We start from the raw sequence: 26508 nt of genomic DNA, 5'->3' as shown, positions 1-26508 counted from the left end.
CAGACCACGATCCCGTTGGGGTCACCGCTCGCCACAGAGGCCGCCATCCGTGTTCCGGCCGGGAGCGTGTGGGGTCCTCTCGCTGGTCCTGGTGGACTGGTGGACATACTGCCCCTCGCCCCCGCGACTCGACACGTCAGACCACGGCTCCGCCGGCCTCGGCCTCCGACTCGCCGGAGCGCTCCCGGGCATCCGTGGTCAGCCCTTCCGGACGCGCCCAGAACGCCAGGAGCGCATCCGGTGCGGTCAGGGTGTTCTGCCCGACGTACCAATCCACGAAATGGCGGACGCAGCGGCGTTCCTCTTCGGTCAACGCCGCGACTTTGGCGTCGAAACCGGAGGATGGGCGCTGCCCGGGGGGCCTGAGTGCCGACACCATCCAACCTCCGACGTCGTCGGACGTTCCCTCCACGACGAGGCTGTCGTACGCGAAACTGCGGAAGTAGTACCAGAACGCATCGGGTCGCAGAGTGTTGATGTCGATGCGGATCCTCTGGAGTTCCCGGGGGCCGACCTCCCACCAAGCCTTTCCTGACAAGGTGCCCGAGACATCGTGCGCGATCGGCGAGCAGACATCGGTCAAGCGGCCGACCGGGCGGACGCGCCACGAAAAAGCCGCACGGACCCTGTCCCAGATGATGGCGCGCTCGTGCAGTTCGGCCAACTCCTCGGCATCAGCAGCACTTTGGTCGTCCTCGGTCATGGCGGTGCCAGGCCTTTCCCGGTGGCCGGCTGAGCTGACGCGGTTCGGAGCGTCGCGATCGCGGCGGTGATCTCGAGGGGACGAAGGTACCGGCTGCCGCGATTCGGTCCGAACGGCATATTCGATGGCGCGACGAGCGTCGATACGCGGAGCGTCGTCGCATGCGCGATCTGGACTTGGTCCACGGCGAACTCATCCTGTCGCCGTTGAACCTGGGTGATGTCCAGGCCCATCTTTCGGGCGAGGACGACCTCTTGGTGCGCGCGCCTTCGGAATCCGCGTCGGTGCACAGCGGGTCCTCGCGGATCCGTAGCGGTGAATGCCGTGGGTCGGTGCGTGCCGCTACGGTCCCGGTCATGGATCTTCGGGGACGAACGGTCGTGTTGTTCGGGGAGTTTCACTCGATTGACACCGATGAAGCAGTACGCCGCCTTGAATCGCTCGGTGCCCACGTGAGGGACACCGTCACGGACGAGACGGATTTGATGTTCTTCGCCGACGGCGAACAGGGGCCCATTCCTCGTACCGAACACATGCTTCGTGTACCGGAGTTCGACGAAGTCGGCCTGATAGGCCTGTTGGAGCGCGAGGAAGGGGGGCAGCCGCCGGCGTCCGAGGAACCGCCGCCGTTCCTGCCCCAGGCTGCCGACACCGTCGCCCCGGATGACGATGAGGCGCTGTACGCGCTCTTGGAGGGCGCGGACTGGACCGCCTTCACGCCCGACCGCGACCTGCCGCCGCTGCGTGCCCGCCTCGCCTGCCTGGAGCGGCGCCTCGGTGTGACCGATACCCACCGGCTGGCCACACGCCGCCTGTGCGGCACCGGCAAAGCGTTGCTGCGGCACTCCTACGGACACGACGCGGAGGTCGTCGGGCACTCGATGAGCCCGGACGGCCGGTACCTCGCCACCGGCAGTTGGTATCCGGAGGCCGACTACGACCAGGGAGGCGTCCTGCAGATCTGGGAGGTCACCTCGGGGCGGTGCGTCAACACGATCTCCGGCATCGAAGGCGGCGTCGGGTGGCCGGACTACGAGCGCACGATCCAGTGGTCCTCGGACTCCTCCCGCCTCGCCGTGATCCACGCGATGAGCGTCCTGGGGTTGTGGAGTGCCAGCGGGGAGGACGCGACGCCGCTTGCGACGATCAGCGCGGCGGACGGCAACCCGCGGCCTTCGCCGTTCGCGTTCGCCCCGGACGGACGGAGCGTCTACTACCACTGCACCACCAACGGTGACGGCGGGCTTCAGGGCTGCGTGGTCCCCTTGGACCGCGGGGCATTGTTCTGGATGCCCTGTCACATGACGACCGACCACCCATACGCCATGGCCCGGGGACCTTCCGGCAGACGTGCGTGACGCGTTCCGCCGAGCCGAAGTGGCCGAAGACGTGGGCCAGTGGATCGACGACCCGGTCTGGACGCCCGACGGCAAGTTCCTCATCGGCAGCAACGCCATGTGCGTGGATGCCGAAACCCGCGCAGTCGTCTGGCACAAGCCGGCCTCGATCGCCGCGCCCAGCCCGGACGGCCGCCGCGTCGCCGCCGTGGCCGACGACGGTCTGTCCTTCCTCGACTCGGTCACCGGCCGCCCCCAAGGCGGCCCCCTCCTCCTCGACAAGCCCTGTGCCCTGCGCTGGGCCGCCGGACGCCGCGACCGGCTCGCTGTACTGACGGCCCGCTCGGACACCGCCGAGCCTGCTGTACACATCTTCGACGCCGGGGAGCACGTGGGTTCCGCGACGATCCCGCACCCCCAGTGGCAGGACGGCGAGAGGTGGAGCGGTGACCGCAACGCATGGGTCTGGGCCCCGGACGGGGAGGGCGCGGCCGTTCTGACCGACGCAGACACCGTCGAGGTGTGGTCGTTTGCGGACCCCGCCCGCGCCGAACGGCTGCGGACCTTCCCCGCCGATGGCATTTGCGCGGTGCTGTGGGGCGCAGACGACACCCTGGTCCTGGTAGGCGGCCGCCGCATCCGGTTTGTCCGAGCGGAAACCGGCGCCACCGCAGGCGACTTCAACCTCCTCCTCACCCCCGACGAACCCCGGCCCGTGGAAGGCTTCGAGGCCTACGAGTTCGAGCGGCAGGTGTTCGCCCTGGACGAGGACACCTGGGCCATGACCCTCGATCCCGACATCGTCATAGCGCCGTCCGACCGTGTGGACGAACTGGACTCGGTACTCACCTGGGCGGTGGAACGCCGGCACGCGTGGCCGGTGCGCTGGGGTGACCTGCGGGTGCTGCCCGACGTCCTCGCCGCAGCCGACGTCCTGCCTCCCGAAGTGGGCGACGTCCTCCGCGAATGCGCGCCCTGACACGCCCTGGCCCCGCGGCCGGCGTGGTGTCTCACGAGGTTGGTTCCGCGAGGTCCCCGCAGCGGCGGGAGATCCCGGCTTCCGCCGCGACGGCGCGATCGGGCGCCCGCCGTCTACGGCAACTGGACACCGGGAAAGCAGAAACGGATCCGCCGGCCTCGTCCACCTCAGCCCCGCCGCGATCGGACGCCTGATCCACCGCCTCACCCACCGGCAATCAGCCCCCATCGCGCACATACTCCACTGGTCGCACTGGCGAAGACGACGCCAACACCAAGCCCGCACCAGCCACGACAAACAACGAGGACACCCACTCCCAACCTGACAGACAAACACCGTTGCAGCACTTGTGTCCTGTCCGGTGGACTTGTTTTGCCTGCTGAAGCGGGCCCTCGCTCGCCGTTCCGCCGCTACTGCCCGCTCGGGCGGTCCAACCGGTAGACGTAGTGCAGCGGTTCGTCGATCGGGTTGTCCGGCTCCAGGTCGCCCTCCCCCACGCGGGTGAATCCGGCCTTCTCCAGCGCCCGCCAGGAACGCCGGTTCGCGGCGACGACCGGGACGACGATCGCGCTCGCGTCCACCCACTCGCGCCAGGTCTTCGCGGCCATCGCCGCGATCATGGCCGGTCCGAGGCCGCGGCCGACGGAGGCGGGGTCGCCGATCAGGTAGTCGAGCATCGCGGCACCGGCCGGGACGGCGACGATCCCGGCGAGGTCGTCGGCGTACTCGGGATAGTCGGCGACCCGGCAGCGCTGCACCAGCCCGAACGGGCGCGCGTCGCGCAGCGCGAGCCAGTCCTCGGACGGCTCCTCCCCGCGCGCCGACGGCCCGAAATCGCGCGCGACGGCCTGGGCCGACGTCTCGTGGTGCCACCACCGCGCCACGTAGTCGTGTTCCAGCCACCGCCGCAGCAGCGGAAAGTCGGCCTCGGTCGCGCGGCGCCAGACGATGTCTTCACCGGTCGTGCGGCCCTGCGCGGCGCGGTCGTCGGGGGTGGTCATGGGCCTGACGCTAGCAAGCGGTGCGGTGGCCTGCCGGGTGGATTCCGGGCTGTCGGAAAAGGAGTTGCCGTGGACGGAGGCGGTTGTTCAGGATCGTGATCATGTCGGACGTCCTGAGTCATGCCGAAGTCGAGCAGTTCGTCGCCGACGGGTTCGTGCGCGTGCCGGGGGCGTTCCCGCGCGCGCTCGCGGACGAGTGCCGGGCGTTCCTGTGGCGGGAAACCGGCTGCGATCCGGATGATCCCACGACGTGGACGCGGCCGGTGATCCGCCTGGACGGTTACGGGCAGCCGCCGTTCCAGCGGGCCGCGACGAGTCCGCGGCTGCACCGGGCGTTCGATCAACTGGTCGGGCCGGGGCGCTGGTTGCCGCGTCTGGGGATCGGCACGTTCCCGATCCGGTTCCCTCATCCGGATGATCCCGGCGACGCCGGGTGGCATGTCGACGCGAGCTATCCGGCGGACGACGGGCGGAGTTGGCGTCTCAACCTGCACTCCCGCGGGCGGGCGCTGCTGATGCTGTTCCTGTTCTCCGACGTCGGCGAGGACGACGCGCCCACGCGTATCAAGGCCGGCTCGCACCGCGACCTGCCGGAGTTCCTCGCCCCGGCCGGGGACGAGGGCCGCGACATGTTCGACCTGTGTGCGGAGATGGACGCGGCGGGGCGGCTCGACGCGCCGGAGCGGCCGACGGTGCTCGCCACCGGGGAAGCCGGGGACGTGTTCCTCTGCCACCCGTTCCTGGTGCACTCGGCGCAGCGGCACCGCGGTTCGGTGCCGAAGTTCATGGCGCAGCCGCCGCTGCTGCCGGTCGGACCGCTGCGCCTGGAGCGGCCGGACGGGGCGTATTCGCCGGTGGAGCGGGCGGTGCGGGAGGCGTTGGACTGACCGCCGTCGGCGTGCCCGCCCGGAGACCGGTGCGGGGCCGGCTCAGCGGCGGCGGGGCAGGACGCCGCGGCCGTCGCGGACTTCGAACACCAGTTGGGTTTCGGTCTGGCGGACGACCGGGTGCACGGTCACGTGTTCGAGGATCAGATCGCGGAGCTTCTCAGGGCTCTCGACGGCGACGTGCAGCAGGAAGTCGTCGTCACCCGCCATGTGCAGGACGGTGAGGGCGCCGGGCACGTCGACGAGGTTGTCGTAGAGCGCCCGGACGAGGTCGCCGGTGTGGCTGCCCAGGCGCACCTTGATGATGGCGTTGATCGGGTGGCCGAGGGCGGCGAGGTTGAGCCGGGCGTTGATGCTCTCGATGACGCCTGCCTGGCGGAGGGCGCGGACGCGGTAGGCGCAAGTGGATTCGGCGACGCCGACGCGGGCGGCGAGGGCGGCGTTGGTCATGCGTCCGTCGTCGACGAGGGCGCCGAGGATGGCCAGGTCGGTGCCGTCCAACGGGGTGGTCGGCAGCGGGGCGGGCTTGGCCGGGTGCGGGGGTGTCTGCGGTTTCTGCGGCGTCGGGGTCGGCACGGGCTCTCTTTCCGTGGATTCTTCACCGGTTTCGGGTTCTGACGTGAACATCCTCGATCGATATTGCGAAGTATTGCGGATTCCGCGCATGGTGTGGGCATGACCTCGCCGTTTCTGCAACCCGACTCCGTCGCGGTGCACGCGGGCCGCGACGACCTGGCCGCGCTGGGCGTGCACGCCCTCCCGATCGACCTGTCGTCGACGAATCCGCTGCCGGACATCGAACTCGGCGGCCTGTCCTACGAGTCCATGGCCACCGGCGGCGCACCCCATCCCGAGGGCGGTGCGGTGTACGCGCGGCTGTGGAACCCGACCGTCGCCCGCTTGGAATCCGCCCTCGCCCGGCTCGAACACACACCGGAGGCCGTCGCGTTCGCGTCCGGCATGGCGGCGCTGACCGCGGCGGTGCTGGCGATGACCGCCGAGGGACGGCGGCACGTGGTCGCGGTCCGGCCGATGTACGGCGGCACCGACCACCTCCTCGGCTCGGGCCTGCTGGGCGCCGAGGTGACGTACTGCGACCCGGACGGCATCCGCGCGGCACTCCGCCCCGGCGCGACCGCCCTGGTGGTGCTGGAGACACCGGCCAACCCGACGCTCGACCTTGTCGACATCCGGGCCGCCGTCGACGCGGCGGACGGTGTTCCGGTACTGGTCGACAACACGTTCGCGACGCCCGTCCTGCAGAACCCGGCCGATCTCGGCGCCGCGCTGGTGCTGCACAGCGCCACGAAGTACCTGGGCGGCCACGGCGACGTGGTGGCCGGCGTCATCGCATGCGGCAGCGAACACGCCGCGGCGCTGCGCCGGGTGCGGGCGGTGACCGGGGCGCTGCTGCACCCGCTGGGCGCCTACCTCGTCCACCGGGGCCTGGCGACGCTGCCGATACGCGTACGGGCCCAGCAGGAGGGCGCGGCGCGGGTGGCGGCGTGGCTGGGCGGGCACCCGGATGTGGTGGACGTGCACTACCCGGAGCTCGGCGACTTGGTCGGTCCCGGCCGCCAGATGCGGGGAACCGGCGCGATGCTCGCGGTGCGGTTGCGCGGCGGCTACGCGCAGGCGCAGCAGGTCACGTCGGCGGTACGGCTGTTCACGCACGCGGTGTCGCTCGGCGGGGTCGATTCGCTGATCCAGCACCCCGCGGCGCTCACCCACCGCCCGGTCCCGCCGGAGGCACGCCCGTCGGCGGATTTGCTGCGGTTGTCGATCGGTCTGGAAGACCCGCGGGATTTGATCGCTGATCTGGCGCGGGGGTTGGGGGCGGGGGTTTCGGGGGCGGTGACCGGGGTTCGGGAGGAAGCCGGCGCGGGGGCCGCGTAAGGGCGGGCAGCTTGAGGTTTACGGCGCTCCTGCCGCCCGGATAACGAACCGGCTTGTGTGTCCGGGGTGTTCGTCCGGCCTCCGCTTCCCGAGGCTGCTCTTCCCGTCCGACCGCCGCCCCGGGTGCGTCGGGGGCGGCCCCCGGCGCACGGCCCGGCACGCCCTGCCGGAGCGTACCGCCCCGAGATCCCACCCGTGTGGATGCCTTCCTTGCCCAGGGCTGGATGGTCCTGGTTGGTTGGCAACACGTGCTGCACGCTTGCCCCTTGGGTGCGTTTCTGCGCGGAATGCGCGGTACGTGTGAGGAGGGGCGGGGAGCTTGCGCGTGCTGTTGGTGGTGGACGACCTGGACATCGGTGGGGCACAACGCCAAGTCGTGGGCCTGGCCCGCGCGCTGGCGGAGAGGGGGAACACCGTAGTGCTGGCCTGCACGACGGGCGGCGACTCGCCGACGGCGGCGTCGCTGGCGGAGGCCGGGGTGCGGGTCGAGGTGCTCGGGCACCGGCATGTGACGAAACGCTTCAGTCCGGGCTTCGCGGCCCGCATCGCGCGGCTGGCCCGGACCGGCCGGTTCGACGTCCTGCACGGACACGTGCACGCCGCGGCGATGGCCGCCGCGGCGGCGGGACCGGCCGCCGGGGTGCCGGTGGTGGTGACGGAGCACAGCATGGCGTCGTGGCGCGGCTCGGTCGCGCGCGGCTACAGCAGACCGTTGTACCGGCGCTGCGCCGCGGTGCTGGCCGTGTCCGACGAGATAGCCCGCCGGCTGCGCACCGTCGACCGGGTGCCGCCGGGGCGGGTGGTGGTGCTGGGGACCGCGCTGTTCCCGGACTCGCGGGACGCGGTGCCGGGCTATCCGCCGGGCGCGACGTTCGGCGGGCTGCTGTCGCCGCGACAGGGCGTCCGGGTGGGCGTGGTGGCCCGGTTACAACCGGAAAAAGGCATCGACGTCTTCCTGCACGCGGTCGCCCGGGTGGCCCCCGAACACCCGGACGCGCGGTTCACGGTGGTCGGCGACGGCGATCTGCGGGCGCCGCTGACCGCGTTGGCGGCAAGGCTCGGACTCGCGGACCACGTGCGGTTCGTGGGCGCGTGCCACCACGGAGAGGCGGCGGTGGCGGCGTTCGACGTGCTGTGTGTGCCGTCGCTGACGGAGGGCGCGCCCCTGGTGGTGCTGGAGGCGCTGACGGCGGGCGTCCCGGTGGTGGCCAGCGCGGTCGGCGCGATACCGGAACAACTTGAGGACGCGGGGGTCTTGGTCCCGCCGGGCGACCCCGCGGCACTGGCCGAGGCGCTGCGGCGGTTGCTGGACGACGCGGGCGAACGGTTCCACCTGGGAACGGCGGCACTGAAGCGGGCGGCTTCACTGCCGACGGCGGCGGATGTCACGGACGCGGTGGAGGAGGTTTATCGGCGGGTGGTGGGACGGTGACGTGGGCTCCCTTACAGTCCCCCCATGACCGCCACCTGGCCCGCCACCACCCCCGGCCTCCTCGAACTCCCCTCAGGCCGCCTGATCCGCGGGCGCGGCCTCCGCCACGCCCTGCCCGACGGCGACCCGCCCACCTTCGCCCTCTACCTCCTCGGCAAAGAGCCCCCGCCCACCGCCTGGCCGAGCCGCTGGCTCCGCTGGCCCGACTTCCGCCTGCCCGCCGACCGCGCCGACGCCGCACGCGCGTTCGCAGACGCGCTCGCCCGCACCGCCACCGACCGTGTCGAGGTCGCCTGCGGCGGCGGCCGAGGGCGCACCGGCACCGCCCTCGCCTGCCTCGCCGTCCTCGACGGTGTCCCGCCCGCCGAAGCCGTCGACTTCGTGCGCCGCAACTACGACCGCCACGCCGTGGAAACCCCGTGGCAGAAGCGCTACGTGCGCGGCTTCACCGCCTGACGCCTACCAGTCCACCGCGATGTACTTGGTCTCCAGATAGTCCAGCATCCCCTCGTGGCCGCCTTCCCGGCCGATCCCGCTCTGCTTCACGCCGCCGAACGGGGCGGCCGGGTCGCTGACCAAGCCGCGGTTGAGGCCGACCATGCCGGCCTCCAGGCGCTCGGACACCCGCAGTCCGCGGGCGAGGTCGCCGGTGTAGACGTACGCCACCAGCCCGAACTCGGTGGCGTTGGCCAAACGCACGGCCTCGTCCTCGGTGCCGAAGGTGACGATCGGCGCGACCGGCCCGAAGATCTCCTCCTTCAGCACCTCCGCGTCCGGCGCGACGTCGACCAGGACCGTCGGCGGGTAGAACCACCCGTCGCCGTCCGGCCGGTGCCCGCCCGTCAGAGCGCTCGCGCCCGCGGCGACCGCGCCGCGCACCAGCGTGTCCACCTTCTCCACCCCGGCTTCGTTGACGAGCGGCCCGACCTGGACGCCCTCGCGGGTGCCGGGGCCGACGACGAGTTCGGACATGCGTCCGGCGAGGCGACGCGCGAACTCGGCGGCGATCGGGGCCTCGCAGTAGAACCGGTTGGCGGCGGTGCACGCCTCGCCCGCGTTGCGCATCTTGGCGATCATCGCGCCATCGAGGGCCGCCTCGAGGTCGGCGTCGGCGAAGACCAGGAAGGGGGCGTTGCCGCCGAGTTCCATCGACGTGTTGACGACGTTGTCCGCGGCCTCCTTCAGCAGGATCCGGCCGACCTGGGTCGAGCCGGTGAACGACAGCTTGCGGACCCGGTCGTCGTGCAGCATCGCGGACACGACCTCGCCCGAACGGGTGGCGGGCAGCACGTTCACCACCCCGGGCGGAACCCCGGCCGCTTCGAGGATGCGGGCCATCGCGAGAGCCGTCAGCGGCGTGTCACTGGCCGGCTTCAGGATCACCGTGCAGCCTGCCGCCAGCGCCGGGCCGATCTTGCGGGTCGCCATCGCGGCCGGGAAGTTCCACGGGGTGACCAGCACGCATACCCCGACCGGATGATGCGTGACCATGATCCGGTTGGTCCCGGCCGGCGCCGTCTTCAGCTCGCCCGACGCGCGGACGGCCTCCTCGGAGAACCAGCGGAAGAACTCCGCCGCGTAGGCGACCTCGCCGCGCGCGTCGGGCAGCGCCTTGCCGTTCTCCAGCGACATCAGCTGTGCCAGGTCGCCGGCGTTCGCGGACATGAGTTCGAATGCGCGGCGCAGGATCTCGCCGCGTTCCCGCGGCGCGGCGGCGGCCCAGCCGGCCCCGGCGGCGTGCGCGGCGTCGACGGCGGCGATTGCGTCCCGGACGGTGCCGTCCGCGACCTTGGCGAGGATCTCTCCGGTGGCCGGGTCGAGGACGTCGAACCGCCCGCCGTCCGACGCGGCGACCGCCGCGCCGCCGATGTACAGGTCGGTCGGCAGCGCTCCGGTGCGGAGTCCCACGAGGTCGGTGCCGGTCGGGTCGGTGCTGGACGAGTCGCTCATGCGGGGCTCCTTTCCGCTCCCGCGGAATTCAGTCCGCTTCGCCGCTTATATCCACCTCCGGACGCGCGGCCGACGACACCACGGCCACCGGCAACGCCGGGCACGCCACCAACGACCCGCCCTACTGCCGCCGCTTCCGCGTCAGCGCGAGCGCCGTCGCGTAAGCCGTCAGCACCACACCCAGCGCCGCGTAGTACCGCAACGGAAGCGTTCCCATGCCGAGCAGCGGTGCCAGCGGGGTGATCGGCACGGCCAGCCCGATGGCGGCGAGCCCTGCCGTGGCGAGCCGGATCGGCCCGGGTGTGCGCCCTTCCGCCGCGCGGCGTCCGGTGCGCAGGAGGGTGATGACCAGTGCCTGCGTGAGCAGGTTTTCGGTGAACCATCCGGCGTGGAAGGGGTCGTCTCCGTCGGTCGCCCACCACAGGACGCCGAAGGTCGCGATGTCGGCGGCGGCGTTGAGGCTGCCGTACGCGGTGACGAAGCGCAGGAAGCGGTCCGGCCGCAGCATGAGCGGGCGGCGGAGTGCGGCATCCGGCGGGTTGTCGAACGCGAGCGCGAGCTGGGCGATGTCGAACAGCAGGTTCTGCACGAGGACCTGCGCGGGGAGCATCGGCAGGAACGGCAGGATCGCGCCCGCCACCAGCATCGCGATGACGTTGCCGAGGTTGGACGAGATGGTGACGCGCAGGTACGACGCGACGTTGCCGCTGCTGCGGCGGCCTTCGGCGACCGTGCGGTCGATCGCGGTGAGGTCCTTGCTGGCGAGGACGACGTCGCAGGTCTCGCGGGCGACGTCGACCGCGCCGCGCGGGCACATGCCGACATCGGCGGCGCGCAGCGCGGGCAGGTCGTTGACGCCGTCGCCGAGGAAGCCGGTGGTGTGTCCGGCGCGGCGCAGCGCGGTGACGACGCGGGCTTTGTGCGCGGGCGTGCAGCGCGCGAAGACGGTCGTGGTGCGGGCGAGCTTGGTGAGGGCGTCGTCGTCGAGGGCGTCGATGTCGCGGCCGGTGACGGCGGCGCCCGGGTCGGGCCCGAGGCCGAGGGAGCGGCATATCCGGACGGCCGTGCCGGGGTGGTCGCCGGTGAGGACTTTCACGGTGATGCCGCGTTCGGACAGCGCGCCGAGCGCGTCCGCGGCGGTGTCCGCGACGGCGTCGTGGAAGGTGACGAAGCCGACGAAGACCAGGTCGCGCTCGTCCTCGGGCGTATAGGCGTCGCCGCCGGCCCGGCGTTCCGCGACCGCGACGGCCAGCACACGCAGCCCTTCTTCGGCGTGCGCGGCGGCCCGCGTGAGCAGGTCGGCCCGGGTGGCGGCGTCGAGCGGGACCGCGTCGGGGAACGGGAGCGACGCGCCGCACTCCTCCGGCTCGGGCACCCGCAGGCGGGTGCACCGTTCGAGGACTTCGGCGGCGGCGCCCTTGGTGACGAGAATGTGCCGCGCCCATGCCCCCGGCCGGGACACGACGGCGGTGGCGATCCGGCGCTCGGGGTCGAACGGCAGGGCGTCGACCCCGTCGAAGCCGGTGTCGTCGGCGGCCGAGTCGGTGCCGAGGAGGGCTTCGTCGAGCGGGTCGGGTTCCGGAAGCTCGGCCAGGTGGACGGTCCACCAGCTGTTGAGCGCCGCCCAGCGGAGCACCGCCGGGTCGGGACGGCCGTACGGGTCGGCGGCGCCGTCCACGATCGGCCGGTCCTGGGTGAGCGTGCCGGTCTTGTCGACGCACAGGACGTCCATCGCGCCCGCGTCGTGCAGTGCGGGCAGGCGCCGCACGATGACGTCGCTTTCCCGGGCCAGCCGGGCGGAGCCGCGGGACAGCGCGGTCGTGACGATAACCGGCAGCATCTCGGGGGTCATGCCGACGGCCACGGCGACCGCGAACGGCAGCGTTTCGAGGCCGCGCCCGCGGACCGCCGCGTTGGCCATGAGCACGAGCGGGGGCGTCAGCAGCATGAAGCGGATGAGGATCCACGAGATGCCGTCGACGGACCGGTCGAACGCGGTCGGCGCCGCCCGAGGCCGCCGCCGCCGTGGCCCGGCGGCCTGGCCGCGGGCGAACTGGGTGGCGGCGCCGGTGGCGACGACGACGGCCGTGGCGCTGCCCGACGCGACGCTGCTGCCTTGGAAGCACAGATGCGGGTGGTGGAACCCCGACAGCTCGGGGACCGGGGGCTGCCCGCCGCCCTGCCGCGGGATCACCGCCACCGGCACCTCGACGGGGTGCTTGGCGACCGGCGCGGACTCCCCCGTGAGCATGCCCTGATGCACGGTCAGGCCGGCGGCGCCGAGCAGCCGTACGTCGGCCGGGACGAGGTCGCCGGGGCCGAGGCAGACGACGTCGCCGGGGACGACCTGCTCCACGGGCACTTCGCGGGTCGCCGCGGGCCCGTCGGGGCGGCCGCGGCGGCGGACGGTGGCGGTTCCGGCGACCAGTTCGCGCAGCGCGGCGGACGCGCGTTCGGCGCGGATCTCGCCGGTGGTCCGCAGTGCGCAGCTGACCGCGACGAGGACGGTGATGACGCATGCGGTGCCCCAGGACGCGACGACCGCCGAGACCGCGCCGAGGACGAGCAGCATCATCGTGAACGGGTCGCGCAGGCTGCGGGCGACGCGGAGCAGGCCGCGGGTGGTGCGGCTTTCCGGGAGGTGGTTCTCACCGTAGCGGGCCAGGCGGCCGTCGGCTTCGGCGTCGGTGAGGCCGCGGGGTCCGGCGTCGAGGCGGCGGAGGACTTCCAGCCGGGTCAGGCCGGGGCCGGCCGCCGGAGGCGGAGCCGCGGCGGGGAGCACGGCCGCCTGGCCGTCACGCCCCCAGGCCACGGGAGCGCCTGGCGGGCGGCACGGCCTCGGCGCGGGCGGCGAGGCGGTCCATGAACCAGCGGACCATGGCGACGATGTCGGGGTCGTCGACGAGGTAGACGACGCGGCGGCCTTCACGGCGCGCGCGGACGAGGCCGGCGAGCTTGAGCTTCGCCAGGTGCTGGCTGACCGCGGGCAGCGCGCCGCCGACCCGGTCGGCGAGTCCGGTGACGTCGCTTTCGCCCTGGGTGAGCAGCCACACGATGTGCAGGCGCGCGGGCGACGCGAGGAGCGCGAACGCCGAGGCGGCTTCGGTGAGCAGCTCGGCGGAAGGGTCGTGGACTCCGCCGGGTACTGCCGCCACCGTGTCTCCTCCGCGTCGTCGACCGGGCCGGATGCCCGACGGCTCAGTCTAGAGGGCTGTGCGCCGTCGACGGCCGTACGCCGCCGCCCCCCGGGGTCTCTACACGGCGCCGCTTGGGTTGTAGAGTTGCGCAATCTGGCAAGTGTCGGCGCGCCGGGAACCCCCGCACGCACCGGCGCGACGACGACGGAAGGTGGCTACGCATGCTGCGCAACGGTCTCGAACCATGGCACCTGCTGATCGTCGCGGTCGTGGCGATCATGCTGTTCGGTTCCAAGCGGCTCCCCGACTCGGCCCGCGCGCTCGGCCGCTCGATGCGGATCCTCAAGAGCGAGACGCGCGCGATGAAGGCCGACGAACAGCATGCGACGATCGAGGGCGCCGGGCCGGTCCCGGCCCCCGAGCCGGTGCCGGCGACACCGTCGCAGAGCGTGTCCGGGCCGGGTTCCGGCGGCTCCTGAGCCGGCCGCGGGCATGCGTCGCCCGCCGCTCCGTGCACCGGTTACCCGGTGGCCGCACACCGCGGCGGCCGGAACCGATACGGTGCGGCCCGGCGGTTCGGCAACGCACCGGCCCGCACCAGCAATTCGAAATTCCGAGGCATACCGGAGGTAATTGATGGGCGTATCGCTGAGCAAGGGCGGCAACGTCTCGCTGAGCAAGGAGGCGCCGGGCCTGACCGCGGTCACCATCGGCCTCGGCTGGGACGTCCGGACCACGACCGGGGCGGACTTCGACCTCGACGCGTCCGCCCTGCTGTGCGACGCCGGCGGCCGGGTCCTGTCCGACCAGCACTTCGTGTTCTTCAACAACCTGAGCAGCCCGGACGGTTCGGTCGTCCACTCCGGCGACAACCTGACCGGCGGCGGCGACGGGGACGACGAGCAGATCCAGATCAACCTGGCGACGGTCCCGGCCGAGGCGGCGAAGATCGTGTTCCCGGTGTCGATCTACGACGCCGACTCGCGTTCGCAGAACTTCGGCCAGGTGCAGAACGCGTTCATCCGCGTGGTGAACCAGGCGAACAACGGCGAGCTGGCGCGCTACGACCTGACCGAGGACGCGTCGACGGAGACCGCGATGATCTTCGGCGAGCTGTACCGCAACGGCGCGGAGTGGAAGTTCCGCGCGGTGGGCCAGGGCTACGCGTCCGGCCTCGCGGGCATCGCGAAGGACTTCGGCGTCAACGTCTGACGCCCGCGCGGCTTTTCCCGCCCCGTCCCGGGCCCGGGCGACTTCCCCTCGCCGCGGCCCCGGGACGGCGCATTTCCGGGGTCTTCCCGGCATCTCCCGCGGGCTTCGCGGGCATCTCCGCCGACTCCCGGCAGGCACGTCTTGAACCGTTAACGCACGTGCGTTAACTTGCTCGGCATGGAGAGCCCGTCGGCCACCCGCCTGAGCCTGATGACCACCGCCGAGCGCCTGTTCGCCGAACGCGGCATCAACGCCGTGTCCGCGCGCGAGATCGCCGCCGAGGCGGGGCAGCGCAACACCAACGCGGTCAAGTACCACTTCGGGTCCGCCCAGGCGCTCGTCGACGCGGTCTTCCGGTTCCGCATGGAACCCCTCAACGCCCGCCGCATCGAACTCATCGCCCGCTCCGACGCCGACGGCCGCACCGACGACCCGTACGCGCTCGCGGAAGCGTTCGCGACCCCGCTCGCCGAACTCCTCGGCGACCTCACGTCGGGCCCCGCGGGCGGCAGCTGGTACCTCCGCTTCTGCGTCCAAGCCGCCTACACCGTGCACCCCGACGTGGCCACCCCCGGCCCCGGCGACCTCGGCCGCACCCCCTGGACCACCGGGCTCAAGGAACTCAACGACCGCGCCCTGGCCCTCGGCCGCGCCACCCTTCCCGACGCGCTCGCCTGGCGCCGCTGGACCCACTTCACCGGCTTCGCCACCCACGCCCTCGCCGACCGCGAACAGCAACTCACCGGCGCCACTCCCCCACCGGACGACGCCGCCCTCTACCTCGCCGACTTGATCGACGCCGGCGCCGCGCTGCTCACCGCACCCGCCCGGCCGTCGACCCTCGCCCTCACACCTCCGGAGGAATCCCCGTGACCACGACCAGTCCCCCCGCGCGCCCGATATTCGACAACGGCCTGTCCGCCGTCCCGGTCCGCGAACTCAGCCCGAACGGGGACTACACCCCGTCCGCGCCGTACACCCTCTTCGGACTCGCCGCCTGCTCCCCCACCATCGGCGCCGAAATCGCCGGCGTCGACCTGTCCCGCCCGCTCGCCGACGACGTGCACGCCGAACTGCACCGCGCGCTCCTCGAATGGAAGGTGCTGTTCTTCCGCGACCAGCACCTCACCGCCGAACAGCACCGCGACCTGGCGCAGCGCTGGGGCACGCCGGAAGTCCACCCCTTCCTGGCGAAGGCCGACGGCGTCCCCGAGGTCGTCCGGCTGTCCCGCGGCGCCGACTCGCCGGCGGTGGAGAACGTGTGGCACTCCGACGCGTCGTTCGAAACGACACCCCCGATGGGGTCGATCCTGCGCGCGGTCCACGTCCCCGACGTCGGCGGCGACACACTCTGGTCCGACATGGGCGCCGCCTACGACGGCCTCACCGACGACCTGCGCGCCCGCATCGACGGCCTCAGCGCCGTCCACGACTTCACCCAGACCTTCGGCCGCCAACTCCCGCCGGACGAACTCGCCCGCCAGCAGGAACGCTTCCCGGCCGTCGCCCACCCGGTCGTGCGCACGCACCCGGAGACCGGCCGCAAGCTGCTCTACGTCAACCGGATCTTCACCGCACACATCCCCGGCCTGTCCGCGGAGGAGAGCAACTCGCTGCTGGAGTTCCTGTACGACCAGGCCCGGCACCCGGAGTACCAGGTCCGGCTCCGCTGGCGCCCCGGCACGATCGCCTTCTGGGACAACCGCGCCACCCAGCACTACGCGAGCGCGGACTACTACCCGCACACCCGGATCATGGAACGCGTCACCATCCTCGGCGACCGCCCGTACTGACGCCTTCCGCTTCCCCGCACGTCGCGATACTGCACCAACGCCGCCGCCCGCCCGCGTCCAGGAACAACCAGCCGCAGTCGTCACTCGGGCACTTGCACACGGTGAACCTCCGCGCATCCGCAAGGAGTTCGGCCGCACTGCGGGCGGCGGCATACAACGGAACCCGCAACCCCGCGGACGGCGGCAGCCGCCAACGCCCAAGCCCGTCCGGCCCCCGCGTGAACACCGCCACCCGCGCGGCATCGCGGGCGACGGCGGCGACGGCGTCGAAGGCGCGGACATCCTCGGTGTCGGTGAGGCAGGCATAGAGATCCGTCCGGAATGCCCGCGCCTCGCCCAGGACCACCTCGGCCTGCTCGGGCTGCGTCCGCCCGCGTTCGACCAAGGCGGCGACGTCATGCTCGTCGACGAGATCCGCATAGCCCGCCCACACCGCCAGCGTGGAGTATCCCCGCAGCCACTCGCCCCGCGGTCGCCCCGGCTTGCTCCACCCGGCATACGTGTTGCAGAACTCCAACGCCGGATGGCCGCCGGTGTGCCACGGCAGCCACTCCCCGGCCACCCGCACGGCGTACAGTGGTGCGGGCGGCCGGTCGAGAGCCGGGTCGTCGGCAAGCACCCGCGCATGCAGATCGGCGAGCGCCGGCCCGGGGCTGAGCCCGACCCCCTCCGCAAGTTCCCGCGCCGTGTCCCGATACCGGCGAAGCGCCTCCGCCCGCCGCCCGTCCCGGTAGAGCGCGGTCATCAGCGCCGCCACAAGCCGCTCATGCGACGGCAGTTCGTCCACGACCGGGACCAGATCGGCCACCACGCGCGCATGCTGCCCCATCGCCAACCGGTCCTCGGCCCGCTGTGCCAGCGCACTCAGCCGCAGCTCGGCAAGCCGGCCACCCAGCCGACTCCGCAGCAACTCGTCCGACGCGTCGGCCAACAGCGGCCCCCGCCACAGCTCCAACGCGGCATCGTGGCAACGAACCCGCTCGCCGGGATCACCGGACGACGCAGCCGTGGCCACGAGATCGGCAAACTCCCGGACATCGATCCGATGCTCCGCAGGTTCGACGGAATAGCCCTCCGCCCGGGACTCGACCGCCACACCGTAGGGCCTGAGCGCGGCCCGCAAACGCCCGACGTACGTGTGCACAGTGCCGCGCGCCGACACCGGCGCAGCACCGTTCCACAGCAAGTCGACGAGCCTCTCGGTCTGGACAACGTGCCCCGCTTCGACCAGCAAGATCCCCAGCAGACACCGCTCTTGCCGCCGAAGCCCCAGCCCCACCGGCACACCGCCATGCCGCGCTTCGAAGGACCCCAGCAGCCGAAATTCCATAGTCGTCCCCACCGTAGGCGCGGCACCGCCACCAGTCACAGGAGAGGTATTCACACCATGCGACGGTACGTCCTCACCGGCACCCCCGGCGCCGGCAAGACCGCAATCCTGCGCGGCCTGGCCGCCCGCGGCCACGCGATCGTCGAGGAAGCGGCAACCGAGGTCATCGCCCGAGCCCAGGCCCGAGGCGAGACGGAGCCATGGACCAGAGCGTCCTTCATCGACGAGGTCATCGCCCTGCAACGACAACGACAACTCACCACCACCGACGCCGGCGTCCAGATCTACGACCGCTCCCCGATCTGCACCCACGCCCTCGCCACCTACCTGGGCCACCCGGTGCCGCGCGCTTTGACCGCCGAGCTGGATCGGATCACGTCCCAAGCCGTCTACCAGCCCCAGGTCCTCTTCATCCGCAACCTCGGCTTCTGCGAACCGACCCCCGCCCGCCGCATCACCTTCGAGGAGTCCCTCGCCTTCGAACGCCTCCACGAACAGACCTACCGCACCTTCGGCTACGACCTCGTCGACATCCCCGCCGCCGGCCTCTCCCGACGGATCGACGCGGTCGAAAGGGTGATCTCCCGCGCCCGGTTGTGAAGGACACGGCGCGTGGTCAGGTTTCGGTGAGACGCCCGTATCACCCTGGGTGGGAAACCGTCCGACCGTCCTGGGAGGTTCCGTGCGTCGTGTCATTGCCGCCGTCGGGGTTGTCGCCGCCGTGGTGGCCGTTGGGCCGCACGTTGCCCATGCCGAAACCCCGTCGGGCTGGGAGCCGGCACCCGCCACGCCGCCGTACGACTGGGCCGCCGGGACGCGCTGCGACTTTCCGACGCACAGTCAGCCACTGCGCGACGAAGTCCTCCAGCGCGTCCTCGACGCCTACCCCGACGGCAAGCCCAAGCTGGTCGCGTACAAAGGCCCGCTCGACATCCGCGTCACCAACACCGCCAACGGCAAGTCGACCGACGTCGACGCCGGCGGCAGCGCACTCGTCGGCTACCGGCCCGACGGGTCGCAAATGTGGTACGCGTACGGCCCGGTCATGACCGGCTGGCGCGACGACGGCGGCAACATGCCCCGAGGGCTCTACCGCCTCGACGGCATCTACACGCTCGACGTCGCGGCCGACGGCGCCAAGACCCTCACCCTCGTCCACGGCACCGCGGAACCCCTCTGCCCGCTGATCGAATAGAGCCGTGGCGGACATTCCGGCACGGCAAAAGCCGAAGTGCCATGTCGGCTGATCGGCAGCCGGTGATCGCCGTGGGCGTTCCGGCCAGTTCCGCCGGCTCCCGGTGCATGTTCCGGACAGGCCGCACGCGCGAAATATGAGAGACATGGTTGACGGAACCGGGTCCGAGTACCTGCTCGGCACGGTACGTGCACAGTCGGCTCATGGAAGCCTGCACGTTCTGCACCACGCTTTCAGCGCCCGATTCCGTCGCGCCGCTCCTGTGCACCTTCCACCGACTGCAGCGGGGGATGTGCGGTCGTGCTGGTCCGCCTGTTGGGGGGGAGTGACGACGGGACCGCGCCGAAGTCGGCGACCGTGCGCATGCCCTTGGTTGCGATGGTCATGTTGGGCCCGAGACGTGAGGGATCCGGTGGTTCGGCCTTCGGCGGGCCGATCTCCGGCGCCGTCCGCGAAGGTGCGGCGGTCTCCAATGGCGGCTCAGCCCTCACAAGGGCCGCCGCGGCGGCTGGTTCGGTCGGCAGCTCGATACCCATGACGTGCACGGTGGCTGCCAACATGCCCACGCTGGAGGGGGTGGGCGTCCAGAGGTGGCCCCCTACCGACCCGTGGAAGAGCACGTCACCGGCGCCGGAAAGGTCTCGGACCTTGTCCTGTAACGCGGCGACCAGGCGCATGCTGGCGGTCGGCGATACACGGTCGTCTCCCAGCGCGGCGACAAGCAGGAGGGTTCCCATCCCTGCGGCGTCTTCCGGCGCAAGGCGGGCGACGGCCAACTCGGGGTCGCGTTCGATCAGTACGAGCAGTTCGTCGGAGACCCTCGGGTCGCCGTATTCGGAGATACGGCGGTTGTATCCCCGCATATCCGGGTCCACGAAGCCGCCTGCGGGATTCACCATGACGCTGGCCGCGGCCTGTCCCGGATACCGCATGGCCATATGCAGCACGTCAGGGCCCGAGGCCGACACGCCGAACCTGACGAGCTGCGGACTCGTGGCCAAGCCCCTTGTCAACAAGTCCTGTTCGGTGGCCGCGCGGTCTTCGACAGTGTTGCCCCAGTTCTTGCGTTGTCCGGCCTCCCCCCATTTCCGTCCGCGCTCCACGCCACCCCGAGGGCCCGAATGGTGCAGGTCGAATCCGAGGTATGCGGCCATCGCCTGAAGATGGGAGTACCCCTCGAAACCGAGTCCGTCGCACAGGCCGAAGGCCCCGTACGCGAACGAGTACACCGGTACCTGACGGCCATCCGCGCGTTCCCTCCCGACGTGTGACACCAGCAGGTGAGGGATTTCGGCTGCACCGTCTGACGAAGTGCGTTCGTACATCACTCCCTCCAAGGCGGGCGGTGGCAGGTGCCGATGCAGCTCGGGAGTATGCCTGGTGACGTTCTCGACCGCGCCCGTGCGAATGTCCACCGTGTAGACGTCGCTTGGTGAGACGACGTCGGAGAACGTCATTGTGAGACGCTGCGGCTCGGCCGGATCGTGGGCCAGGCCGCCCATGTGTCCGGTGTATCCGAGGTACTGGCCCGCTTCATCATGCACAGGAACGGCGCCGGGTGCCTCGATCACCAGTGGTTCGCCAGGTCGCCGCGGATCGGTGATCCAAAGCCGGGGCACCTGCCCCCGGTCGACCATGACCGCGGCCACGCGTGGGTCCTCACCTGAGGACTCGACGAGTTCGTACGACTCCAGCAGAAGGTTCGGGTGCTCGTCGACGACCACGTCCGCCTGCTCGACGGTGTGAGCGCCGGCACTGGGGTCCATCTTCAGAATTTTGCCGTAGCCGTTGCCGTGATTCGTCCACAGCCACAAGTTGCTGTCCTGGTCGAAACGCGGCAGCCAGTGGGTCGCTCCGTCGTCTTCTTGCACGACGAAGCTTTCGCCCGTCGTGCGGTCCTGGAGGAGGATGGCGCTGCTGGCCCCCAAACCGCCGGTGGTTTCCCATACCGCCAACCAGCGGCCGTCGGGACTCAGCGTCGGGCGGCGTTCGGCATGGGGGAGTTGGTTGTCACGGACGTGGATCTCCCGGCCGGCGGAGTAGGGGGCACCTGTCTCGTGTTCCATCAGCCGGAATCGGAACTTCCGGGACCCCGCCGCTTCCCCCTCGTTGGCAATCATCTCCGACGTGATGAGGCTCGAGGCGTCCGGCGCCCACGTGACGGCTGCGAATCCGGCGTATGGGTACTCCCCGACCTTCTCGTTTGTGTCCACGTCGATGACGACCAGGGCTGCGGCCATCTCCCCGCCGCCATCGCCGGCGCTGCTGTAGGCCAGATACTGCCGCCCGGTAGCGTCGCGCGGGGACGGATACCAACCGCGCGCGTCCGATCCAGGCGAGCTGACATACAACTCGTTGATGAGGATGCGGTCCGTGCCGTCGGCCTCGCGCACCCTGAGCTGCGGAACGACCTTGCCGGGCGGTATGCGGGTGTAGAACTTTCGGTCGCCGGCGACCACCGCCGTCGAGACTTTGGGGACGGCCTTGAACAGGTCGTACAGTTCCTGCCCGCGAGCCAACGCCCGAGGGTCCAAGCGCCGACGGCGCAACTCCTCCTCGACTGCCCGCCATGCGTCACGCGCAGGCCCCGGGGACTCGAGTGCGCTATAGGGATTGGGGACGGCCGAGCCGTTCGGCAAGCCGATGACATCGCCGGACCGTTCGACTTGGGGATACACGATCAAACCCACACCTCACACAGGCCGCCTCGCCGACGCGGAAACGGCCCCCACTACACCTGTTGCGGCCACCGCGCAATCTCGGTCTTGGTGGCGAGGCGCGATGCCCCGGTCGACGGCGACTGGATCGCTTTTGGCCGTTCGCCAAAATTTCCGGATGCGCAAATTTCAGCATGAGCCCTGCGTTTGATACTCGCGCACGGCGGTGGGGGACTACGGTGGCGATCGCCCGGTCGCACTAGGGTGGCTTTTCTCACGATGTATCTCCATGCTTGATCACCGTCGGCGGCCGGTACTTCCGGATCCGGCGGCGTCGTGCGCCGACCCTTGATTGCCCACGCCTCGGCGACGCGGTGCGGGAACGCCGACGGTACTGTCCTCGACATGTCGCCGCGACGAACAGCGCGGACCCTGCGCATTCGGGACAGGTCTGTTCGCAGAGCCGACCATGCCGCACGCCGGCCCCCGAGACCACCGGTAGTTGAGTTCGGCATTTGGATCGAGCGAAGGCCGCCCCACGTCACCAGGATCCACGAAGACCGGCACGGGCAACGAACCTTGCTGCTAAAGCGGCGACCTGGGGTCAGGCTTGATTCAGAGAAGAATTCGCGGTCGCCCTGCCGGCCCTTCTCGCCGTCCTCGCCGTCGTCCACCACATCAGCGGAAGACGACTCGGCGCCGCTCCGACACACGGCCAACACCACAACGGCCCAGCCCGGACATACCGTGCGCCAGGGCACATCCAGCCGCAGCCGAACGCGAGTCTCGGCTGCGGCGGCCGGGGTGCTCACCAGGCCGTTCCCCTATATGCGTCGCACAGGGCCGCTATATGCGTCGCGCAGGGCGGCCGACCTCTCGTGCGACGGCGTGCGTTTGCGTCGTGCGGATCTCGGTGTTGACGGCCTGGCGGGCGAGGGCGTGCGTCTTGGAGTTTCCCTTGACGTCTGCGGCCCAGGTGGAGGGCGCCTCGTGCAGCCGGGCCATCGGGGCCAGGCCGGCGGTCGCGGCCGTGGTCGTGGCCGTGGCCGGAGAAAGCGGTGTGCGGTTGGGTTCGTGCGGGGTGACGGGGTGTCGTCCGGACAGGTGGATGAGCATGCCCGACATCACGGCGACCTCTTTGCCGCCGGGGAAGTGCCCGCTGCTGTCCTGCTCGATCATGAGGGTGCCGGGCCGTTTGAGTTTGTCGCCGTGGAACTCCGCCTCGGCGGCCTCGAAGGCGGCGGCCGTGCGGCGTACGTCGTGCGGCGGGATCCGCGGGTCGGACCGGCCGACGACCCACACCGTGTTCTCGGGCATCCTGTGGGGTTCGACCGGCAGCGGTCCGGAGGCCTCGTAGCCGGCGCGACGGTCCGCGGGGTCGCCCACGTCCATGTGGACATCATGGGAACTGCCTTCGAGGGAAAGCGGGTTCACGTAGGGACGGCTGATCACGGCGTTTCTGAAGCCCGCGGTGGCATGGCGAAGGGCGCCTACCGCGGTCATCCCGCCGGCCGAGGCGAACGTCAGGGTGCGTCCGGCCCGCCCTTGGACGCCGGGCAGGCCGTCGAGGTAGCGAAAGCCCGCCTTGAGGTCGAGCAGCGCCTTCGCGCGCCCGTCGGCCTTCGCGGCCGGTTGGTCGCCGCGGCCGTCCGCGCCGCCGCCGTAGGCCTGGTGGTTGACGTAGGCGATCCCGGCGTCGACGACGACGGCGACCTGCGGCCGGAAGTTCGCGGTGGGCCCGAGGTCGTAGTAGGGATAGGCCGTCTCGACGGTCGGCAGGGGCTCGTCGGGCGCGACCCCGGCCGGCCTGAGCATGTGGAGCCACGTGGTGCGCCCGTCGTCCGTGGCGACCCGATGGAGCGAGACGTCGATTTCCGGGACGCCGGCCTCGCGTAGTTGCGCGTCGGTCGGCCCCACGACGAGTTGCGGCTCGGCGTGGCGGTCCTCGGTGTTGTGGAGCCGGTAGAGCCTGAGCGGGATGGTCGGTGAGGAGTACTCGATGTCGACGCCGCCGCGTCCGTCGCCCGCGGTGGCCGTCATGGCGGTGATGGCACCGAACTTGCCTTCGACGACCACCCCTGGGGTGGCGCTGGTCATCTCCTGGCCGGGGAGGTCCACCGTCCACCGATCCCCCGCGGTCACGTGACCGCCACCGCCCGCGCTCGCGGCGGCGTCGCCGGGTGTGCGGTCGTCGCTCTTCAGGTCCACGATGTCGACGCGCACTTCGGCGCCGTTGCGGCGGACCGAGAGCGCGAGCGCCGGTGTCCGTCCGGCTCCGCGATCGATGACCTCGAACTCGCGGATGACGTCCCCGGGGCGCTCCGGGATGAGTTCGGTCAGTCGCGCGCGGCTCTCGCCGGGAGGCGGTGGGCCGACTTCGAGGATCCGCCCCGACCGCGTGCGATCGCCATCGAACTTCAGGAGGAACAGCCGGCGCGTGCCGTCGGCCTCGACGGGACCGACGCGGACGCGGCCCAGAACTCCCTCCGATTCCTCCTGGACGGCGTAGCCCCGCCCGCTGCCGGTGAGGTCCACAACGTGGATGCCGGTGGGGGTGTTGATGATGTGGCTGTAGGAGATCACCACGACACTGCCGGCGAACGGTCCCGGGACGAAGTCGTAGCGGGAGTTGCCGCCCTCGCGTTCGCCTTCGGTCAGGCGCTCGTCGTGCACGGTGCCGTCCTGGTGCAATCGGCGGACGTATGTCGTCCATCCGGCCGCCCGCACGTGTCTGCCGTCGTCTCGGCCGCCGACGTCGTAGAGCGAGTACACGAACGTATCGGGGGATATCCAACTGCCCGACGGGCGGGACGCACCGACCAGCGGGGTACCGACCTCGGCGCCGGTGTCCGTGCGGACCATGTGCAGGGACGTGTCGCCCTCGTGTATGGGGTTGGCGTCGGAGTAGACCACGTGCAGGCCGTCCGGCGACACCCAGAACCCGTTGGGGTAGATCCCCGGATACTCCATGCTCGGGATGAACGGCTCCACCAGTATCCGCTCGTCGCCTGCCGTGTCGCGGAAGACGAGTTGCGCTCCGGTGCCGTCGGCGTTGCCGCGCCCGAACACCGTCCCGGCCGCGGATGGGAAGCCTGGGCGTTCAAAGGGAAAGCCGGTCATCGCCGCGATGCGTGCGGCGAGGGCGTCCGTCAGGGGTTGCAGACGGTCCAGGAAGCGCGCGGCCTTACGGCGGTGGTGATCGATCCAGGGGTTGGATTCCCTGTCGACCGCCACCCATGGATTCGGGTACCGAAGGCCTGCGTCGAACGGGGCGGGGACCGTCGCGGTGGGGTCGAAGGTCCGTCTCAACAGCGTCAGCTTGCCGGTCCACGTCACAGGCCGGTGCTCCCGGCTGCGAAGCGCGGACTCGTGTCGTGCGGCCGGTGGTCGGCATTGTTCCGGCGCGCGCCCGGACACACGAGGCGGGGACACCGAGCACGCCTCCGGGGTGATGTCACACCATGGACCATAGTGGCCGACACACTCCCTTGACGCGTTCCGGTACCTGCGCGACCGGGTCACGGTCGTGCGCCGCGACGGCGCCGCGCTCTCCACGAACCACCCGGAGTGAAACCCGCCGCGGCCGCAACCGGAGAGTACGTGACCGCGGCTCATCCACGACGCCCCGCTGCGACCGGACGACCGCACCGCCGAGTGTGCCCGGAGTGTGCGCGCGGTGGCCGCGGGATGCGCTCGACCTCGGATCGCCGGGGACGGCGTTCGAACGCGCCCGAGGAGTTTCGCGGGACCGGTGGCAGCACCCGCTCCGTATTCACGAACCGGCACTGCCACTTGAGGTCTTCGTGCGGCGAGGGGAGTGCGAGTCTCCGTCGACGTGTCCGCACACGTTCCGCTCGCGCCGCGGCCGGGCGCCCGGGCGCACCTGACCGGCTTGCCCCGCGAAACCGTGATCGTGCGCCTGCGCCTGCACTGCCACGGATGACGCCGGCGACTGCCGACTCCAAAAAAGGGGACGGGCGCGGCCGCCCCGGCCGCGCCCGTCGCTTGCTCAGCTCAACTCCTCGGCGGCGGAACCCCCTCAGTCCGCGGCCGACTCCCGCAGTGCCCGCATCAGCGGTGTTCCGTCGATCCAGGTCAGGGCGTCCTGGCGGCGCCGGGGCGCCGCGTAGGTGCGGATCGAGGCGGCGTTGCGTTGCAGCCAGGCGGCGACGTTCGCGCAGTAGGCCGGCGGCATTTCGCGGATCAGGGTGGTGCGGCCGTCGGAGGCGACCCACACCTCGTCCTGGTCGAGCAGCCACCGCCAGACCGCCGTGCCGCCGGGGCCGCGTCGGAGGATGGCGCGGGTGCCTGCGGCGGTCGGGCGGATCGGGCGGCCGAGGCCGGGTATCGGGGTGCCGTAGCGCACGAGGCGCCGGGCGTCGAGGGTGTCGAGGGTGCGGCCGGAGATTCCGGGCGCGCCCTGGCGGCTGTCGTAGGTGCGGACGGCGCCCGTGGAGATCCGGGCGAGCGCGCGCCGCGCGGTGGTCATGCGGACCGGGCGCCCGCGCGTCGCCCGGGTCTTGCTCGCCTCGACGGCGGATCCGGTCGTGCCCGCCGCCCTGTCGCCGGGGCTTGAGGTCGTCGTCGTGATGCCGGTGGTCTCGGTCGTGTCTGTCATCGGCAATTGCCCCCATTCCATGCCGTACTGGCCGGGATGAGAACCATTGTTCCAGCTCGCACCGACATCAGCGGGGCCCGCGGAAAGCGACAAAGCCCCCGAACCGCCCTGCACCGCAGGGTGGTTCGGGGGCCGCGGCACACTCCCGGTCAGCGCATCCGGCGGCGGACCTGACGCACGATCTGGTCCTCGGCCTCGCGCTGGATGGCGCGTCCGGGATTGGTCACCATGCGAGCCAAGCGGCTCGGCAGAACGCGCTGCAGAATACGGCGCAGCATCTCTCCCCCTCCTCGTCTCCCTTTCGGGTCCCCCAGTTCGGTGATGGTGACGATGACGGGCGCCGTACGGTTGCGCAAGAGGCCGAAGCAAAACCGTCCGGTG

The 26508-nt window shown here is 71.3% G+C and carries 23 protein-coding genes; 12 read left to right on the top strand and 11 right to left on the bottom strand.

What is annotated here, in order from left to right; genetic code table 11:
* Window positions 1-136: 136 nt before the first annotated feature.
* Window positions 137-703: a DUF6714 family protein gene (locus tag ABEA93_RS15575; protein ID WP_345676129.1), complete on the bottom strand. Its 567-nt coding sequence runs from the start codon at window positions 701-703 to the stop codon at window positions 137-139.
* A 452-nt stretch (window positions 704-1155) separates the two neighbouring features.
* On the opposite strand from ABEA93_RS15575, the gene ABEA93_RS15570 reads away from it, so the two are divergent.
* Together ABEA93_RS15570 and ABEA93_RS15565 are read left to right on the top strand one after the other, a co-directional pair.
* On the top strand, window positions 1156-2061 hold the full coding sequence (locus ABEA93_RS15570; RefSeq protein ID WP_345676128.1) for a WD40 repeat domain-containing protein: 906 nt from the start codon (window positions 1156-1158) through the stop codon (window positions 2059-2061).
* The gene (locus ABEA93_RS15565; RefSeq protein ID WP_345676127.1) at window positions 2054-3019 is read left to right on the top strand and encodes a hypothetical protein; all 966 of its coding nucleotides are present in this window, start codon (window positions 2054-2056) and stop codon (window positions 3017-3019) included. The genes ABEA93_RS15570 and ABEA93_RS15565 overlap by 8 nt, the downstream gene beginning before the upstream one ends.
* A 410-nt stretch (window positions 3020-3429) precedes the next feature.
* Here the strand turns inward: ABEA93_RS15565 and ABEA93_RS15560 are convergent, their stop codons facing one another.
* Entirely contained in the window at window positions 3430-4020 is a 591-nt protein-coding gene (locus tag ABEA93_RS15560) for a GNAT family N-acetyltransferase (RefSeq protein WP_345676126.1), read from the bottom strand.
* A 101-nt stretch (window positions 4021-4121) separates the two neighbouring features.
* Here ABEA93_RS15560 and ABEA93_RS15555 point away from each other — a divergent pair, with 101 nt between their 5' ends.
* Window positions 4122-4907, top strand: coding sequence for a phytanoyl-CoA dioxygenase family protein (locus ABEA93_RS15555; RefSeq protein WP_345676125.1), 786 nt, complete (start codon window positions 4122-4124; stop codon window positions 4905-4907).
* A gap of 42 nt (window positions 4908-4949) precedes the next feature.
* Here ABEA93_RS15555 and ABEA93_RS15550 read toward each other — a convergent pair whose 3' ends face one another.
* Window positions 4950-5483 carry an Lrp/AsnC family transcriptional regulator gene (locus ABEA93_RS15550; protein ID WP_345676124.1) on the bottom strand — a complete coding sequence of 178 codons (534 nt, stop codon included), beginning with the start codon at window positions 5481-5483 and terminating at the stop codon, window positions 4950-4952.
* A gap of 99 nt (window positions 5484-5582) precedes the next feature.
* Here ABEA93_RS15550 and ABEA93_RS15545 point away from each other — a divergent pair, with 99 nt between their 5' ends.
* From ABEA93_RS15545 to ABEA93_RS15535, 3 genes are all read left to right on the top strand, one after another.
* Window positions 5583-6803 (top strand): trans-sulfuration enzyme family protein, encoded by a 1221-nt coding sequence (locus tag ABEA93_RS15545; RefSeq protein WP_345676123.1) that lies wholly within the window; start codon window positions 5583-5585, stop codon window positions 6801-6803.
* A gap of 325 nt (window positions 6804-7128) precedes the next feature.
* The gene (locus ABEA93_RS15540; protein ID WP_345676122.1) at window positions 7129-8235 is read left to right on the top strand and encodes a glycosyltransferase family 4 protein; all 1107 of its coding nucleotides are present in this window, start codon (window positions 7129-7131) and stop codon (window positions 8233-8235) included.
* 24 nt (window positions 8236-8259) lie between these two features.
* Entirely contained in the window at window positions 8260-8691 is a 432-nt protein-coding gene (locus tag ABEA93_RS15535) for a phosphatase domain-containing protein (RefSeq protein ID WP_345676121.1), read from the top strand.
* A gap of 3 nt (window positions 8692-8694) precedes the next feature.
* Here the strand turns inward: ABEA93_RS15535 and ABEA93_RS15530 are convergent, their stop codons facing one another.
* The 3 genes from ABEA93_RS15530 to ABEA93_RS15520 all read right to left on the bottom strand — a co-directional run bounded on the left by ABEA93_RS15530 (window position 8695) and on the right by ABEA93_RS15520 (window position 13340).
* On the bottom strand, window positions 8695-10185 hold the full coding sequence (locus tag ABEA93_RS15530) for an NAD-dependent succinate-semialdehyde dehydrogenase (protein ID WP_345676120.1): 1491 nt from the start codon (window positions 10183-10185) through the stop codon (window positions 8695-8697).
* A gap of 121 nt (window positions 10186-10306) precedes the next feature.
* The gene (gene mgtA / locus ABEA93_RS15525) at window positions 10307-12997 is read right to left on the bottom strand and encodes a magnesium-translocating P-type ATPase (protein ID WP_425584961.1); all 2691 of its coding nucleotides are present in this window, start codon (window positions 12995-12997) and stop codon (window positions 10307-10309) included.
* On the bottom strand, window positions 12981-13340 hold the full coding sequence (locus tag ABEA93_RS15520) for an ArsR/SmtB family transcription factor (RefSeq protein ID WP_345676119.1): 360 nt from the start codon (window positions 13338-13340) through the stop codon (window positions 12981-12983). Before ABEA93_RS15520 ends, mgtA begins: the two co-directional genes overlap by 17 nt.
* 203 nt (window positions 13341-13543) lie before the next feature.
* Between ABEA93_RS15520 and tatA the strand changes: the two genes are divergently transcribed.
* The 4 genes from tatA to ABEA93_RS15500 all read left to right on the top strand — a co-directional run bounded on the left by tatA (window position 13544) and on the right by ABEA93_RS15500 (window position 16327).
* A complete protein-coding gene (gene tatA, locus ABEA93_RS15515; RefSeq protein ID WP_345676118.1) occupies window positions 13544-13801 on the top strand; it encodes a Sec-independent protein translocase subunit TatA in 258 nt (85 codons plus the stop codon).
* A gap of 157 nt (window positions 13802-13958) precedes the next feature.
* Complete coding sequence (locus ABEA93_RS15510) at window positions 13959-14534, top strand: TerD family protein (RefSeq protein WP_345676117.1); 576 nt, start codon at window positions 13959-13961, stop codon at window positions 14532-14534.
* Between the two features lie 177 nt (window positions 14535-14711).
* Entirely contained in the window at window positions 14712-15407 is a 696-nt protein-coding gene (locus ABEA93_RS15505; protein WP_345676116.1) for a TetR family transcriptional regulator, read from the top strand.
* Window positions 15404-16327 carry a TauD/TfdA dioxygenase family protein gene (locus tag ABEA93_RS15500; protein ID WP_345676115.1) on the top strand — a complete coding sequence of 308 codons (924 nt, stop codon included), beginning with the start codon at window positions 15404-15406 and terminating at the stop codon, window positions 16325-16327. The genes ABEA93_RS15505 and ABEA93_RS15500 overlap by 4 nt, the downstream gene beginning before the upstream one ends.
* Here ABEA93_RS15500 and ABEA93_RS15495 read toward each other — a convergent pair.
* Entirely contained in the window at window positions 16299-17657 is a 1359-nt protein-coding gene (locus ABEA93_RS15495; RefSeq protein ID WP_345676114.1) for a BTAD domain-containing putative transcriptional regulator, read from the bottom strand. The genes ABEA93_RS15500 and ABEA93_RS15495 overlap by 29 nt on opposite strands.
* Window positions 17658-17714: 57 nt before the next feature.
* Between ABEA93_RS15495 and ABEA93_RS15490 the strand changes: the two genes are divergently transcribed.
* Complete coding sequence (locus ABEA93_RS15490) at window positions 17715-18257, top strand: ATP/GTP-binding protein (protein WP_345676113.1); 543 nt, start codon at window positions 17715-17717, stop codon at window positions 18255-18257.
* Window positions 18258-18339: 82 nt separating this feature from the next.
* Entirely contained in the window at window positions 18340-18852 is a 513-nt protein-coding gene (locus ABEA93_RS15485; protein WP_345676112.1) for a hypothetical protein, read from the top strand.
* A 233-nt stretch (window positions 18853-19085) separates the two neighbouring features.
* Here ABEA93_RS15485 and ABEA93_RS15480 read toward each other — a convergent pair whose 3' ends face one another.
* The 4 genes from ABEA93_RS15480 to ABEA93_RS15465 form a co-directional block, all read right to left on the bottom strand.
* Window positions 19086-21530 carry a prolyl oligopeptidase family serine peptidase gene (locus ABEA93_RS15480; RefSeq protein WP_345676317.1) on the bottom strand — a complete coding sequence of 815 codons (2445 nt, stop codon included), beginning with the start codon at window positions 21528-21530 and terminating at the stop codon, window positions 19086-19088.
* An 825-nt stretch (window positions 21531-22355) separates the two neighbouring features.
* Window positions 22356-24743, bottom strand: coding sequence for a S9 family peptidase (locus ABEA93_RS15475; RefSeq protein ID WP_345676111.1), 2388 nt, complete (start codon window positions 24741-24743; stop codon window positions 22356-22358).
* 805 nt (window positions 24744-25548) lie between these two features.
* Window positions 25549-26127 (bottom strand): hypothetical protein, encoded by a 579-nt coding sequence (locus tag ABEA93_RS15470; protein ID WP_345676110.1) that lies wholly within the window; start codon window positions 26125-26127, stop codon window positions 25549-25551.
* A 149-nt stretch (window positions 26128-26276) separates the two neighbouring features.
* Window positions 26277-26405 (bottom strand): hypothetical protein, encoded by a 129-nt coding sequence (locus tag ABEA93_RS15465; protein WP_345676109.1) that lies wholly within the window; start codon window positions 26403-26405, stop codon window positions 26277-26279.
* Window positions 26406-26508 lie beyond the last annotated feature (103 nt).

Source organism: Yinghuangia aomiensis, assembly GCF_039542225.1.
Classification (GTDB): Bacteria; Actinomycetota; Actinomycetes; order Streptomycetales; family Streptomycetaceae; genus Yinghuangia; species Yinghuangia aomiensis.
This window is presented reverse-complemented; position numbering and strand designations above follow the sequence as displayed.